General features: G+C 65.4%; 15 protein-coding genes and 2 tRNA genes. 9 read left to right on the forward strand and 8 right to left on the reverse strand.

Annotation, left to right across the window (positions count from 1 at the left end):
- Positions 1-386 precede the first annotated feature (386 nt).
- Both G1H10_RS00820 and G1H10_RS00825 read left to right on the forward strand, forming a co-directional pair.
- Positions 387-929, forward strand: coding sequence for a DUF3566 domain-containing protein (locus tag G1H10_RS00820; RefSeq protein ID WP_163731272.1), 543 nt, complete (start codon positions 387-389; stop codon positions 927-929).
- 80 nt (positions 930-1,009) lie between these two features.
- A tRNA-Ile gene (locus G1H10_RS00825) sits at positions 1,010-1,083 on the forward strand.
- A 135-nt stretch (positions 1,084-1,218) separates the two neighbouring features.
- Here G1H10_RS00825 and G1H10_RS00830 read toward each other — a convergent pair.
- Together G1H10_RS00830 and G1H10_RS00835 are read right to left on the reverse strand one after the other, a co-directional pair.
- Positions 1,219-1,512, reverse strand: coding sequence for a hypothetical protein (locus G1H10_RS00830; protein WP_163731275.1), 294 nt, complete (start codon positions 1,510-1,512; stop codon positions 1,219-1,221).
- A gap of 15 nt (positions 1,513-1,527) precedes the next feature.
- Complete coding sequence (locus G1H10_RS00835) at positions 1,528-1,833, reverse strand: hypothetical protein (protein ID WP_163731278.1); 306 nt, start codon at positions 1,831-1,833, stop codon at positions 1,528-1,530.
- Positions 1,834-2,299: 466 nt separating this feature from the next.
- On the opposite strand from G1H10_RS00835, the gene G1H10_RS00840 reads away from it, so the two are divergent.
- The 3 genes from G1H10_RS00840 to G1H10_RS00845 all read left to right on the forward strand — a co-directional run bounded on the left by G1H10_RS00840 (position 2,300) and on the right by G1H10_RS00845 (position 3,110).
- Positions 2,300-2,542, forward strand: coding sequence for a helix-turn-helix domain-containing protein (locus tag G1H10_RS00840; protein WP_163731281.1), 243 nt, complete (start codon positions 2,300-2,302; stop codon positions 2,540-2,542).
- A 128-nt stretch (positions 2,543-2,670) separates the two neighbouring features.
- Positions 2,671-2,811 carry a DLW-39 family protein gene (locus G1H10_RS32115; RefSeq protein ID WP_174263945.1) on the forward strand — a complete coding sequence of 47 codons (141 nt, stop codon included), beginning with the start codon at positions 2,671-2,673 and terminating at the stop codon, positions 2,809-2,811.
- A 223-nt stretch (positions 2,812-3,034) separates the two neighbouring features.
- Positions 3,035-3,110 (forward strand) — tRNA-Ala (locus G1H10_RS00845).
- A gap of 269 nt (positions 3,111-3,379) precedes the next feature.
- Here G1H10_RS00845 and G1H10_RS00850 read toward each other — a convergent pair.
- Positions 3,380-4,177 carry a hypothetical protein gene (locus G1H10_RS00850; protein WP_163731284.1) on the reverse strand — a complete coding sequence of 266 codons (798 nt, stop codon included), beginning with the start codon at positions 4,175-4,177 and terminating at the stop codon, positions 3,380-3,382.
- A gap of 318 nt (positions 4,178-4,495) precedes the next feature.
- Here G1H10_RS00850 and G1H10_RS00855 point away from each other — a divergent pair, with 318 nt between their 5' ends.
- Together G1H10_RS00855 and G1H10_RS00860 are read left to right on the forward strand one after the other, a co-directional pair.
- On the forward strand, positions 4,496-5,020 hold the full coding sequence (locus G1H10_RS00855) for a peptidylprolyl isomerase (RefSeq protein WP_163731287.1): 525 nt from the start codon (positions 4,496-4,498) through the stop codon (positions 5,018-5,020).
- A gap of 252 nt (positions 5,021-5,272) precedes the next feature.
- Complete coding sequence (locus G1H10_RS00860) at positions 5,273-5,953, forward strand: rhomboid family intramembrane serine protease (protein ID WP_216852760.1); 681 nt, start codon at positions 5,273-5,275, stop codon at positions 5,951-5,953.
- 264 nt (positions 5,954-6,217) lie between these two features.
- Here the strand turns inward: G1H10_RS00860 and G1H10_RS00865 are convergent, their stop codons facing one another.
- Positions 6,218-6,463 (reverse strand): cell division protein CrgA, encoded by a 246-nt coding sequence (locus G1H10_RS00865; RefSeq protein WP_163731291.1) that lies wholly within the window; start codon positions 6,461-6,463, stop codon positions 6,218-6,220.
- Between the two features lie 120 nt (positions 6,464-6,583).
- On the opposite strand from G1H10_RS00865, the gene G1H10_RS00870 reads away from it, so the two are divergent.
- Positions 6,584-7,315: a DUF881 domain-containing protein gene (locus G1H10_RS00870; protein WP_163731294.1), complete on the forward strand. Its 732-nt coding sequence runs from the start codon at positions 6,584-6,586 to the stop codon at positions 7,313-7,315.
- Positions 7,312-7,929, forward strand: coding sequence for an aminodeoxychorismate/anthranilate synthase component II (locus tag G1H10_RS00875; protein ID WP_163731297.1), 618 nt, complete (start codon positions 7,312-7,314; stop codon positions 7,927-7,929). The genes G1H10_RS00870 and G1H10_RS00875 overlap by 4 nt, the downstream gene beginning before the upstream one ends.
- A 137-nt stretch (positions 7,930-8,066) precedes the next feature.
- Here the strand turns inward: G1H10_RS00875 and pknB are convergent, their stop codons facing one another.
- The 4 genes from pknB to G1H10_RS00895 form a co-directional block, all read right to left on the reverse strand.
- Positions 8,067-10,040, reverse strand: coding sequence for a Stk1 family PASTA domain-containing Ser/Thr kinase (gene pknB / locus G1H10_RS00880; protein ID WP_163731300.1), 1,974 nt, complete (start codon positions 10,038-10,040; stop codon positions 8,067-8,069).
- Between the two features lie 123 nt (positions 10,041-10,163).
- Complete coding sequence (locus G1H10_RS00885) at positions 10,164-11,630, reverse strand: peptidoglycan D,D-transpeptidase FtsI family protein (protein ID WP_163731303.1); 1,467 nt, start codon at positions 11,628-11,630, stop codon at positions 10,164-10,166.
- Positions 11,627-13,015: an FtsW/RodA/SpoVE family cell cycle protein gene (locus G1H10_RS00890; protein ID WP_216852761.1), complete on the reverse strand. Its 1,389-nt coding sequence runs from the start codon at positions 13,013-13,015 to the stop codon at positions 11,627-11,629. Before G1H10_RS00890 ends, G1H10_RS00885 begins: the two co-directional genes overlap by 4 nt.
- Entirely contained in the window at positions 13,016-14,632 is a 1,617-nt protein-coding gene (locus tag G1H10_RS00895; protein WP_163731306.1) for a PP2C family protein-serine/threonine phosphatase, read from the reverse strand. It lies immediately after the preceding gene.
- Positions 14,633-14,637 lie beyond the last annotated feature (5 nt).

Here is a 14,637-nt window from a genome sequence, read left to right on the forward strand (position 1 = left end):
CGCGGCGGCCATCGCCTTCGAACGGCCCGCAAGCGGGGCCTCGAGGCGCGGCCGCCGCTCGCTCGGCCACGAAAGGGCGGCGCCAGACGCGGCCCGAGCCTGGATCAGACTCGGGCCCTGTCCAGCCGCCACCAGCACCGCCTCCGGGTGGAGCCGGCCCGCAGCAACAGTCTGCCAATCGGCAGCAGCCGGGTCCGGCACAGCCATCCAGCTCGCCGCCTCCACCGGTAGCGCCGCCGGCGGTTGTGCAGGCAGCCGAGGCGGCCCAGGCACACTCGCGGAAGGCCCCGAAGCCGTCCGGTCCGGCCCGTGGTCCGCGGCCGGAACCCGTGCCGCCGCCGTCCGCTCAGGCACAGGCTCAGCCGCCGCAGGCACCACCGCAAGCGATGGCCGCGCCGGCCGCGCCGCCGGCTTCCCGTCCGACGGAGGACACGCAGGTCAGCCTCGATGCGCGTCCGTCGGCCCGCGCCGATGCTTACCAGCAGAGCCCAGAGCGGCCATCGGTCGACGCCGGAGGGACCGCCCAGCAGCGCAGCAGCGGCACGCGCCGACCGCCGCGAGTCCGCAAGGCACGCCTGCGGCTGGTCCGGGTCGATCCCTGGTCGGTCATGAAGTCTGCCTTCCTGTTATCTGTGGCGCTGGGGATTGCCCTCTTCGTGGCGGTGGCGGTGCTCTGGTCGGTCCTGGACGCCGCTGGCGTCTTCGAGTCGGTCAGCGAATTGGTGCTCGACTTCACCCAGTCCAGCACCAGCGAGGGCATCAACATCAACGACTATGTCGCACTCTCTCGGGTTCTGGGCTTCACGACCCTCATCGGTGTCGTCAACGTGGTGCTCATCACGGCATTGGCGACGCTGGGTGCTTTCTTGTACAACCTGTCCGCGAGCTTGCTGGGCGGCCTGGAGCTCACCCTGGCCGAGGACGACTGAGCCGGCCATGCGATGCGGTACCGGCCGGTTTGGGCCGGCCGGTACCGATGCGGTAGTCTTCTGGTCGCAGCTGAGTGCACGGGCCTATAGCTCAGACGGTTAGAGCGCTTCCCTGATAAGGAAGAGGTCACTGGTTCAAGTCCAGTTAGGCCCACCGTTCGTTTATCCAGCTCAGTCGCATTTCCCGGGCCTTGCAGCCTTCGCCCGCCCTTGCACGCCGGCCGTATCAGGCGGGGGCCAGTGTGCATCCTCGCGGTGTGAATGCCAGTCGTTCGGCCGGGAGCTCTGCCTATCGACGCCGCCGTCGCCCGGTCATGCGGTGCTCACCGTCGTGTCCGCGTGGCAGGTCGCAGATATGCGAATCCTGGTGAGACTGCCAGTAGTGCAGGCATGTGGGCTTGGGACAGGGATCACTGAGTCCGTCCGTCGTGCCTGCCAGTCCTTCGATCATGGCCCCGCCACAGTTGCCGCACACCCATGCGTGCAGCATCTCGAACTCGTCGACGACCGGAGACCAGGCGATATCGTGCCCCAGCTCCATGGCGCGCTCTACGGCGTCCGTGAGGTCTGGTCCCTCCTCCACTGTGGACCTCCCACGTCAAAGCGTCAGTCGCACACCGATGCTGCGCGCGAGCGTTTTGAGTGCATCTTTGTCGATATCTGATCTCTTCATATCGTTACGGGTCATCAAGAATGCCACCTTCCCGTCTTTGGTCCGTCCAGCGATCTTGAACCCGTCTTGCTGCGGGCGCTCGACAATCTGCCAGCCCGCCTCTTGCTGCCAATCGATCGCATCTTCCCACCATTTGATGAATGACTCCGGCGCCTCCACGAACAGCCCGACGCCATGAACGTGGTCCGCGTAGGCGACGTGATCGCCGAACCTTCGCTCCTCAACCTGCATGATGCCCCCTCGGAAGCCGAAGGACGCCCGCGCTACGCGGGCGATACTGACATGGACTCACTCGCAAGTACGATGTGTGCTGCTGGTCCGAGGATGAACAGGGTCCAGCGTACGGTGTGATAGTCAATGAATGGCAGGACAAGGATGACGGCGCCGGTTCGCCAGACTTCAAACTCTCCTCACTACATTCACGTTTACTTATCACTATCTCCGTGATGAGCTTGTGTAGTCAAGACGCCGCTTGCAACGAACTTGAAACGAGCATGTTCTAATTGAGGGCACAACTACTCGCATCGGTGGAGGGCGGGTTGCGACGCCCTACGTGGCCGTGGATCCGTGCACCACGAACGTTGTCGGTGCGCTGGTCACCCGCGCGGAGATCTGTGGCGACGGCTGAACGAAAGTCTGAGGATGGCAGCGCCGACACGCTTCCACATCTACGTGGTGGAGGACATAAGCTGATGTCATGGAACAGAAGCTACTGACTCTTGCCGACGTCGCTGAGCTCTTGAACGCCTCTTCCGCACAGGTGTACGCACTCGTCCGCAGTGGAGAACTGCCGGCCATGAAGATGGGTGGTCGTGGGCAATGGCGAGTGCACCCCGAGCGCCTGAGCCAGTACATCGACCGAGCTCACGAAGAGACCGCGGAGTGGGTGAAGCACAACCCGATGACGCGTGACGAGGCCGTGGCAGAGGTAGAGGAATAGGCGCTGCGCCGTTCCGACCGCACGCGGTCAGGACAGACGGCGGCACTCCATCGAATCGGCTAGGCGCCGTGCAGACCCATAGGTTAGCCTCGCCGTGAGTTCAGTAATACGTCTGGAGGCGGACCAACGTGTCCAAGAAGAAGCTCGTGTTTACGGCGCTGGTCGCTATTGCCGGTTATGTCGGATATAAGCGTTATCAGTCAGGTCAGGAGGAACGTGACTTGTGGGCCGAAGCGACAGATCCGGTGCCACCCGCTGACAAGGCATGACCACCGTGGCGTTCTCTCCGATGGTGGCCTGATCGCACTCCGGTGGCAGCGCCGCCCGCACGCGTGACATTGGCCTGCGGGTGGAGTTGTCACCGGAAGGTGTGCCTCGTCACTGTCGTGACAGTCCCAAGCCCAGCGTGTGGGGTGACGGATTCGGCCTCGGAGCGAAGACGCGCTATTCTTGTCAAGGCTCGATGCGCGGATCAGCGGTCGAGCCGTTCCCGGGGGCGTAGCTCAATTGGCAGAGCACCGCCTTTGCAAGGCGGGGGTTAGGGGTTCAAATCCCCTCGTCTCCACCAGCACGAACGTCAAGATCCGAAGTCCAGATCCTTGGCGTGCGTGCCATCCCCGTGCCAGTGGTGACGTGGCGCATCGCCACCCTCCTGACGGTCGAACACGTGACCGGAGATCCCGGAACGCCGACGGCCCTGATCAACCGAGATTTCCGGGCGGGGAGGGCGTGCCAGCGGTGCGTATACGCTCGTGAGGTCCGCACAAGCAACGTGGGCCCCGAGCGTCCTGCCCGGGGCCCACGTTCGGGGCCGTACCGCTCGAAATTCGCCAGGTCTCAGTTCTGACTGTCGAGCGTGGCCTGGCTGTTGCTCTCGCCGCTGCTGTTCGACTTCGCGGCGGTGCTCTTCTTGGCCGTAGTCTTCTTCGCGGTCGTCTTCTTGGCGGTGCTCTTCTTGGCCGGCTCGGCCTGAGCCTCGCCTTCCTTGTCCTTCTGGCCGGTTGCGGAGTCCGTCTCAGTCCCCGCACCAGCCGTGGTCGCCGCGCCGGCCGTCTTCGACTCCGGCTTCGCGTCACCCTCGGCCTCGGATGGCTTGTCGCTCGGCTCGGGAGCCGGCGCCCAGGGACCCGTCGCGGGGTCGTACGTGGTCCATTGCTCCTCGGCGCTACGCCGGCGCAGGACGCCGGCAACCGCCGCTCCAGCGGCCGCGAAACCGCCGAGCACCAGCATGACCGTGCGGCGTCGCTTCTTGCGCCGTCTGCGCTTCGGCTCCTCGGCGATGTCTGCGGCACGCTCGGAGAGATCATGTGCCCTCTCCGAGAGCCTGTCTGCTGCTCCCGCCAGCGATTCGGCCATCTTGGGCACGACGTCATTCATGAGCGAGTCTTTGGCCTGCGACGCCTTCGGGCCGACCTTGGCGCGGGCGGCTTCGACCGTCGGACCCACACGTTCGGCGGCCGATTCCACCACCGGTGTGACCCGCTCGCGGGCCGAGCTGAGCGCGGGCGAGGCGGCGTCGCGAGCTCGCTTGCCGGCCTTGCGCGCGGCCTCACGTGCATGAACAGCGGCCTCGCGGACGTCCGTGACCGCTTCCTCAGGGTGTTTCTTCCGTCTCTTGCCGAGCATCTTCCGCAAGACGGGCCTCCTCGTTGATTGTTCTTCCTGGCCCTTCAGAGGCCGCACGGGCGCATCCGTACCGGATTCCGGGCCGGCCGTGTCCACGGCAGCCCGTTCCCGGTAGGGAGCGACGCCCGATGGTTCCATGTCAGTTTCCGCCCCCTGGCTCGATCGGTGCCGGGAGGCTTGTCTGTTCCATCTGCTGCCCCGTCCGTACAACCTCGTACCTTCTCAGACCCTTCATAGATCATGCCTTGTATCCGACCCTATGCCTACCAGAGGCTCTCCGTGGGAAGATGAGGGGTAATCGGACCAACCAATTCGGAAAGGCACACTGTGGCCAACGACCTCCAAGCCATCCTGCACACCAACCACGGCGACATCACGCTGAACCTGTTACCCAATCACGCGCCGAAGACCGTGCGTAACTTTGTGGAACTTGCCGAGGGCACCCGAGAGTGGGTGCACCCGGAAACCGGGCAGAAGAGTTCGGAGAAGCTCTATGACGGGACGGTCTTCCACCGGGTCATTCAGGGTTTCATGATTCAGGGCGGGGATCCGCTGGGCAACGGCCGTGGTGGCCCTGGCTACGACTTCGCCGACGAGTTCCATCCGGAACTCGTCTTCGACCGTCCATACCTGCTGGCGATGGCGAACGCGGGGCCGAACACGAACGGTTCGCAGTTCTTCATCACCGTTGGCCCACAGCCTCACCTGAACCGGAAACACACCATCTTCGGTGAGGTGGCGGACACCGCCGGCCGACAGGTAGTGGACACCATCGCCGCGGTGCCCACCGACCGTCTCGATCGGCCGCAGGAGCCGGTCGTGGTCAACTCGGTCTCGATCGTCCGTAGCTGAAGTCACGGACGTATGACTGGGTCTGGTCGCGCCGATCATCCGCCACAGGACGGTGCCGCGGTGCCGGTCTGCTACCGGCATACGGATCGCGAGACCTATATCCGATGCTCGCGGTGTCACCGGTTCATCTGCCCGGAGTGCATGACGGCAGCCCCTGTGGGGTTCCAATGTCCGGAGTGCATCCAGCAGGGTTCGAAGACGGGTCGCGAACCGCGGACCGTCCTGGGCGGACAGATACGTCAGCACGGAGACGTGATCACCAAGAGTCTGGTGGGGATCAACGTCGCGCTCTGGTTGTTCGGCATGGTCTACAGCAGCGGTTCTGTGGTCAATTCCATCTATGCGCAATACGCGGCGCAGGTTGGATCGACCGACCTCAGTGCCCGATTCGCCCTCATCAAAGGCGTGTCCGGTGACGCACTGACGTTCGGCGTGGTGGACGGGCAGTGGTACCGGCTGCTCACGGCTGCCTTCATGCATGACGCGTGGTGGCACATCGGCATGAACATGCTGGCACTGTGGATCCTGGGCAGCGCCTTGGAACCAGTGCTGGGTCGCTGGCGGTTCATCGCGCTGTACGTGCTGTCCGCCCTGGGCGGTTCCGCCGTGTCGCTGCTCGGCGCCGGCGACTACACGATGTCCCTGGGCGCATCCGGGGCGGTCTTCGGCCTCATGGGTGCCCTCTTCGTCGTCATGAGGCGGCTGGGGCGGGACGTCAGCGCGGTGGTCGCGATCCTGGGCATCAACGTGGTGATCGGGTTCACCGCCTCGGGAATCGACTGGCGTGCGCATCTCGGCGGCCTGGTCGCCGGAGGACTCGTGTCCTTGTTCTACGCGCACGCTCCGCGTGAACACCGGCTGATGTGGTCGATACTCGGTTGCGCCGTCGTTGGGGCAGCGATTGCGGGGACCATCATCGCGACGGTGGCGTAGCGCGCGAGGAGTTCAAACGGTACGAGTTATCCACAGGGGTTATCCCCACTGGGGACGAACTACAAGCGTGTAATCACAGGTGTGTAATAGTCTGTGGACAACCTTGTTTTCGCAGGTCATGTCGGTAACGATGCTCGGACAGGGTGCTTGATCGAGGATAATCGTCGATGACGGTTGACGTTGTCCCCAACGCAAACGTCCCCATGCTGTGCGGCACGGGCACAGCATGGGGACGGGGCGGTCCTGGGTGGGTTGAGCCGCAGGCTATTTCCACTGGGTGGCGGTGATGAAACCACCGGTGATCAAGCCCATACCGATCACCAGGTTCCAGCCGCCCAGCGTTTCCATGAACCCGATCTCCTCACGGAGCAGGTAGTACACCACGATCCAGACCAAACCCAGGATGAGCAGGGTCAGCATGGTCGGGACCACCCAACGGCCAGAAGCCGTGTTGTCGCGGCGCTCTGGGGCCACGGAGTCATCCTTCTTGCGGCGGCGCAGACTCGGCACGGTGGGTTCCTCTCAGGTGAAGCGGATGGTGACAGTGCGTTTCCATGAAATCAAGACGCTCGGATAGCGTAGTAGTTCATTGCTCCACTCTCTATCATCGTCCCAGGGGAGGTCCTTGCAGTGCCAGAGTCTGCACCTGCGCGCGGCTGGAAGATGCTGGCGCCCGTGGTTCTCGCGGCATGCGGTGCGCTCCTGGTCATCACCGCGAAGACCTCTGGAGGTACCGACCTACGCGGTAGCGAGGTCCTGGAGATGCCGGACCTCGTCCGCGCGGAGGAACGACGCGTCGAAGAACTGATCGCCGATGCGGAGAACCTGAGGTCGGAGATCGACGAGCTCACCGAGCAACTGGGCGATAACGAGACGAAAGAGATCCAGCAGCAGCTCGAGGAGCTCCAGACCACCGCCGCGCTCGGTTCCGTCGAGGGTAGCGGCATCACCGTGACGCTCGACGACTCGCCGCAGGCCGACACCCCCGAGCAGGATTTGGCCCCGGGTACGCACGTGGAGGATTACATCATCCATCAGCAGGACCTCGAGGCCGTGATGAATGCGCTGTGGGCCGGTGGTGCCGACGCGATGATGGTCATGGACCAGCGCATCGGCAACACGAGTACGGTCCGGTGTGTCGGTCCGGTGTTGCAGCTGGAAGGCAAGCAATACTCTCCGCCCTACACGATCTCGGCCATCGGTGACACCGACGCCATGCTCGACGCGCTCGAGCGGTCTGAAGCTGTGGAGTGGTTCCGTGCCGCCGCCGATGCGTACGGGCTGGGCTATGAGGTGGAAATGGAGGACCTGATCACTATGCCGGCATACGAAGGGTCGCGACTGTCGAGGTCGGAGTCGTGACGTCCAGGATCCTGGTTGTCGACAACTACGACAGCTTCGTCTTCAACATCGTCCAGTACCTTCAGCAGCTCGGCGCCGAATGTGAGGTTCGGCGAAACGATGACGTGCCCGGCATCGAAGGTTTTGACGGTGTGCTCCTCTCGCCCGGCCCGGGGACCCCGGAGCGAGCCGGCGTCTGCGTGGAGCTCATCCGGGAACACGCCGGCACGGTGCCCATCTTCGGTGTGTGTCTGGGGCTGCAGGCGATCGGCGTGGCTTTCGGGGCCAAAGTGGACCGCGCGCCGGAGCTGCTGCATGGTAAGACCAGCGAGGTGCATCACGCCGGCGCCGGCGCGTTCGACGGTCTCGACACTCCACTGACCGCGACCCGATACCACTCGCTCGCCATCGAGCCGCATACCGTGCCCACCGAGCTCGAGGTGACCGCGTGGACGCAGAACGGTGTGGTGATGGGTGCACGGCACCGACAGCTCGCCGTGGAAGGCGTGCAGTTCCATCCTGAGTCAGTGCTGACCGAGGGCGGCCATCGGATGCTAGCCAACTGGCTCGCGGTGTGCGGCGACCCCGACGCCGTGACGCAGTCGGCCGGACTTGCGCCTGTGGTCTCTCGGTAACACCGACCCTGGCGACCTCAGGCATATCGGACGGCGCTGAGGCTGACGTACGTACGACACCGGGGTGGTAGCTGGGCAATCCAGCTACCACCCCGGTTTCTTCTCACTATGTGTGCCCGACGCCGGTCCTGGCGCCGCTAGGGCGTCGGTGTCTGGCTGTTCCAATCCGACTCGCTGCCTTCGCCTCCACCGTCGTCGGCACCTTCCCCGCCACCGTTGTCGGTGCCTTCGTCGGTGCCGGTGTCGTCTCCGCCACCGTTGTCGGTGCCTTCGTCGGTGCCGGTGTCGTCTCCGCCACCGTTGTCGGTGCCCTCGTCGGTGCCGGTATCGTCACCTTGATCACCGCCGCCGCCGTTGTCTCCGCCGTCGTTACCGTTGCCGTTCCCGTTTCCGTCGCCGTTCCCGTCGCCGCCCTCGTTGCCGTCTCCTTGATCTTCCGGCTGCTCGGCAACCCAGATGATGACGGTGCCGCCCTCGTCGATCGAAGAACCCTCTTCCGGGCTCTGCCGGAAGACCTGGCCCTCCGGGGCATCTGCGGGCTCGGTGATGACCTGGACGTTCAGGCCGCGGCGATCCAACTCCGCCTCTGCTGACTCGCGCGACTCGCCCACCAGGCCGGGGACCTCGATCTCCTGAACGCCGGTAGAGACCGTCAGGTTCACGGTGCTATCCGGTTCCACAGATGCTCCGCCTTCGGGATCGGTCTCCAGCACCTCACCCTCGGGACGATCGCTGTCTTCCCGGCTGACGTTGCCGACGTTCAATCCTTCCTCTTGGATCATCGCCTCGGCCTCTTCCTGAGTCCGGCCGACCACCGACGGGACGATCACCATGTCCGGCTCCACGCCGACGGCGATGGTGACCGTCGATCCCTCCTCCAGTTGCTCGTTCGGCGGCGGGTCCTGGCTGAGCACCGTGCCGACCTGATCCGCGTCGTTGGTCTCCTGGGAGTCGATGGCCGGAACGAGTCCTCGGTCGGTCAACATCTCTTCGGCGACCTCGCGGGTCTCCCCGGTCAACGACGGAACGGTCACCATCGGTGGTCCGCCCGAGTTGCGGAAGATGAGGAAACCGACCAGGCCGGCTATGGCCAGCACAGCGAGGGAGCCGAGTGCCACAGCCCACCAGCTGACCCCCTTCGCCTCGTCGTCCTCGTCGATCTCGTCGCCTTCCAAGGTGTCCTCGCCGGCCACCTGGGTCTCGTCGTAGACGGGTGCGCCACCGGCCATGAGCTGCGTCGCGGCGGATGTGTCGGCGTAGGCGGCCACCGGCAGACCGGCCGCAGCTCGCTGCAGGTCGGCACGCATCTCGTAGGCACTCTGGTAGCGCTCGTCCCGACCTTTGGCCAGTGCCTTCATGACGATGGCGTCCAGCTCTGGAGGGATCGACGGGTCGAGCGCGGACGGTGGCGTGGCGTACTCGCGCACGTGTGAGACGGCGACCGACACCAGCGACTCGCCGATGAACGGAGGGCGGCCGGTGAGCAATTCGTACAGCACGCACCCGCAGGCGTACAGGTCGCTGCGCGCGTCGGCCTGTTCGCCACGTGCCTGCTCCGGCGAGATGTACTGGGCCGTGCCGACCACTGCGGCGGTCTGGGTCAGGGCCATGCCGGTGTCGGCCAGGGATCGTGCGATCCCGAAGTCCATCACCTTGACCTCGCCGGTCGTCGTGATCATGATGTTGCCCGGCTTGATGTCCCGATGCACGATGCCGGCGCGGTGGCTGTAGTCGAGTGCGTCGAGGGTGGCGCTGAGCACCTCGATGGACCGTTCGGGCAGGAACCGCACCTGGTCGCGGACCATCTCGCGCAGCGTCTGACCCTCGACGTACTCCATCACGATGTACGGGATGCGATGGCCATCGATCATGTCCTCGCCGGTGTCGTAGACCGCGACGATGTTGCGATGGTTCAGGGACGCCGCGGACTGGGCCTCCCGCCGGAACCGCGCCTGGAACGTCGCGTCCGTGGAGTGGTCCACCCGGAGCATCTTGAGCGCGACGATACGGCCGAGACGGGTATCCCGCCCCCGCCGTACCTCGGCCATGCCGCCACGGCCGATAACCTCGCCGAGCTCATAGCGATCGCCGAGGAGTTGCAGCTCGCTCATCGTTGGCCCTTTCTCACATATTCGTCGCGCTCGGGAACGCTACCGGCACTAGCATGCTCATCGCCGCGCGGTCCGTGACATCTGTTCGATAGATGAGACACGGACGACGGGCCCATCGCATTCTCATGCTCCCAACACCGCCTCCATCACGGCTCTGGCGATCGGCGCGGCGAGCGCACCGCCGCCGATGTCGTCGCGGGCGGTGTCCGGTGCTTCCTCGATGACCACCGCGACGGCTACTCTCGGGTCGTCCGCAGGCGCGAACGACGTGAACCACGCATACGGCGGGCGATCCGGGTCGCTCTGAGCGGTGCCCGTCTTCCCTGCGACCTCGATCCCCGAGATCTGCGCGTTCGTTCCGGTTCCGTTCTCGACTACCTCGACCATCATCTCAGTCAACTGCTGCGCGGTATCCGGCGACACCGCACGGGAGAGTTCCTCGGGTTCGGTCTGTTCGATGGTGGAGACGAGGTCGGGGGCGAGCACCTCCCGGACGATGTACGGATCCATCAGCACGCCGTCGTTGGCGATGGCGGCCGAGACCATGGCGATCTGCAGCGGAGTCACCCGGACGTCGTACTGACCGATGGCCGAGAGGACCGTCTGTGGCTCATCCGGGTCATCGGGGAACCTGCTGGTGGCGGCGTTCATCTCGTCTTCGGTGAGCGGCTGCGCGTTGAAGCCGAACCGTTCGGCTTGATCCCGCAGCACGTCGTCACCGAGCTCGTCGCCGAGATAGGCGAAGGCGGTGTTGCAGGAGATCCGCAAGGCATTGGTCAGCGTGGTTTCGTCATCGCTGCCGCATGCCTGGCCGCTCTGGTTGCCCAGCGTACGGTCGGTCAGCGGGAGCGGATACTCGGCTGGGCCCGGAATGACAGACTCGGCGTCGTAGTCCCCGGACTCGATCGCCGCCGCGGCTGTGACCAGCTTGAATACTGAGCCGGGCGGCAGGGTCTGGGCGATCGCCCGATTCAGGTCCGGCTTGTCCTCGTCGTCCTTGAGAGTCTGCCAGTATTCGTTCTGCTCGCTGAACGAGTGGCTGGCCAGTGGATTCGGGTCGTACGACGGCGTGCTGGCCATGGTCAGAATCTCACCGGTCTGAACGTCCAGAGCCACGACGGCGCCCTTGTATCCCTCCAGGCCGTCGTAGGCGGCGCGCTGCGCCTCCGAGTCGATCGTCGTCTTGACCGCACCGCCCTTGGGCTCCTCACCGGTGACGAGATCGATCAGACGACGGACGAACAGCCGGTCGTCGTCGCCGGACAGGATGTCGTTCTGGGCCCGCTCGAGGGCCGAGCGCTGGTACTGGTACGAGTAGTAGCCGGTCACCGGCGCATACAAAGTGGCCTCCGGGTAGTTGCGGAGGAACTGGAAGTCTCCACCGACTTCCTCAGAGATCGCGATCGGCTCATCGTCGCGGGTGAGGATCGGTCCTCGTTCCCGGGCGTACTCGTCGATGATCACTCGTCGGTTGTCCCCGCGAGAGTTCAGCTCGTCGGCCTGGAATGCCTGAATGTAGGTGATATTGACTAGCAGTGCCAGCACGAGCAGCAGGCAGCCTGCGGAGACACGTCTGATCGGCGAGTTCATGGCACTCTCACCACTTGGGTCACGGCGTCGTCGGTGAAGGTGGGCTTATCCGTGGGCGCCGGCCTGCGGGCAGCGTCGGAGAGCCGGATCAGCAGCGCGACGAGCACCCAGTTCATCACCAGCGACGACCCGCCAAGAGCCAGGAACGGCGTGGTCAGACCGGACATCGGGATGAGTCGCGTGACGCCGCCGAGGACGACGAAGACCTGAAGCAACAGGCCGGTCGCCAGACCCGCGGCGAGCAGCTTGCCGAACGGGTCACGCAGCACCAGGGAGGCACGCAGGCCACGTGAGACCAGCAACGCGTAGAGAAGGATGATGGCGGTCAATCCGGCGAGGCCCAGCTCCTCACCCAGCGCAGCGCCGATGAAGTCGCTCTCCGCGATCGGGATCATGTCCGGGTGGCCCTGGCCGAGCCCGGTGCCGATGGTCCCGCCGTAGGCGAGGCCGAACAGCGACTGGGCGAGCTGGCCCGTGGGGTCGATGAATGGGTCGAGCCAGAGGTCGAACCGCTGGCGCACGTGCGATACCACGTTGTAGGCGGCATAGATGCCGAAGCCGATGAGCATCAGGCCGAGGATGATCCAGGAGATCCGCTCGGTGGCGATGTAAATGAGCAGCACAAAGCTACCGAACAGCAGCACCGACGGGCCCACGTCGTTCTGCACCGTGAGGATCCCGAGCGCGGTAAGCCAGACGATGAGGATCGGCCCGAGGTCGCGGGCGCGCGGTAGGTCGACGCCGAGGAAACGTCGGCCGGCCAGCGCAAGCGCATCCCTGGTCTGCACCAGGAATCCGGCGAAAGCGATGGTGAGTACGATCTTCGCGGCCTCATTGGGCTGGAAGCTCATCCCTCCGACCCGGATCCAGATCTGGGCGCCCCGGATCGAGTGCCCGATGATCGGCATCAACGGAAGGATGAGCAAGACCAGGCCGGTGAGACCCATGAGGTAGGGATAGCGTGCCAGAATCCGGTGGTCTCGGATCAGGAAGAGCACGGTGATGAACAGGGCGACGCCGACCAGCATCCAGGTGAGCTGCGTCGTCGCGTGGGAGGAGTCATCGGCCAGGTCGAGGCGGTGAATCATCGCCAGACCGAGTCCACATAGCGTCACCACGATCGGCAGAATCACGGGATCGGCGTATGGCGCTCGGATCCGGATCACGATGTGAGCGACACAGGAGACGACGAAGAAGCCGCCTAGATACGCCATGGCGTCGGCGGGTACCTCGCCGAGCGCGCCGAGATCGACGTTGACGTAGGCGAAGGTAGAGATACCGACCGCGAAGATCAGTAGCAGCAACTCGGTGCCGCGGCCCCGGCGCGGCACCACCGCCTCATCATCGGTGGCCTCGCTCCGCGGCAGGCGCTGATTCAGGCTCACTCAGCGTACCCCCGTGCAATCCAGACGACCATCGGTCGAGACCCATCCGTCTTCTGACGTGGAATCGTCCGTATCGGTTTCACCGGCGGGCGTGCTGGTGTTCGGGTTCGGCTCCACCGTGCCGGATGGCTGGCCGCGTCGCGGGTTGTCATTCTGGGTCCCAGTCGGCGCAGGAGTGCCTGCTGCCGCTCCGGTCCCGGCCGCGTCGGTGTTCGTGTTCGGACTCTGTGTGGCTGTGGGGCCAGGGTTCGCGGCATTCGGGCTCCGACTGGCGCCCGGGTTCGGGCTTCCGGTGGGATCCGGCGTGCCGGTGGGATCCGGCCTGTCGGTCGGGTCCGGCGTGTCGGTCGGATCCGGATCGGGCTCGGGCTCCAGCGCGCCGGCGGCCCGGCACGCCTGCCGGCGCAACGTCGAGACGATCTCCTTGGCGTCCTCGATGCTGTCCGCGGTGATTGTCCCTTCGACCTGGTCTTGATAGATGCCAGGCAGTGCGTCAACGGGCAGGCCGTCGGGAATCTCGTGCAGCCTGGACAGGCTGATGAACCCGATCTCCTGGCTGACACCTTGGAAGATGGCGACCTCACCCGAGTTCTGCCCGACGTAGTACTGCGACCGCACCCAGTCGTTCGCCAGCGCCAGGCCGCCCCACGCGGCCAGAGCGACGATCAGCAGGAGCACCACGGGCCGGACCCAGCGATACTTCCGTGGCGGCCGTGGTGCGTACCGCAGAGCCTCGAGTTCCTCCGGGTCGGCCGGCTTCTCCTCGCCGCCGAGCAGAACGCGAAGCGCGGCGGCGGGGCGGCGGCGGTGTGGACGTTCCGGTTGCGGAGCGTGGTCGCCCGCGGCGGCTCCGACCAGGTACGACTCCGCGGTGTCGTCGGGTGACGGGGCGATCGCTGTCTCGACCACGTCGGCGACGATCAGCGTGACGTTGTCCGGCGCACCCCCGGACAAGGCGAGCCGGATGAGCTCATCTGCGGCGGCATCCAGCTGATCCACCGACGCCAGGGTTTCGGCCAGCGTGTCGTCGGAGACCACACCGGAGAGCCCGTCGCTGCAGACCAGAAGCCGGTCCCCCGGCACGATGTCGATCATCTCGAGGTCAGGTTCGACCGGCCCCTGCCCTTGGAGCGCCTTGAGAATGAGTGACCTGGCGGGATGGACGCCCGCTTCCTCGAGCGAGATGCGGCCCTCGTCGACGAGCGACTGCACGAAGGTGTGATCGTGGGAGAGTTGCGTGATGGCGCCGTCGCGCAGGAGATACGCGCGGGAGTCGCCGATGTGACCCATGCACAGTGCGGAACCTGTCCACAGCAATGCGGTGACGGTCGTCCCCATGCCCTCCCGGGCCGGATCGTCCGCGATGAGCTGCCGGATACGGTTGTTCGCGGCTTGAATCGCAGAACTGAGCGCGGCCCGCGGATCGTCGTCGTCGAGCGTGTCCTCAACCGCGATGAGCTCTTCAATGGCGGCCTGGCTCGCGACCTCGCCGGCCGCGTGGCCGCCCATGCCGTCGGCGACTGCCAGAAGTCGCGGACCGGCATACCCGGAGTCCTCGTTGCCCTCCCGGATCAGTCCGACATCGGAGCGGGCAACGTAGCGCAACATCAACGGCATCGCCA

The sequence above is a fragment of the Phytoactinopolyspora halotolerans genome (assembly GCF_010550675.1).
GTDB classification, from domain to species: Bacteria; Actinomycetota; Actinomycetes; order Jiangellales; family Jiangellaceae; genus Phytoactinopolyspora; species Phytoactinopolyspora halotolerans.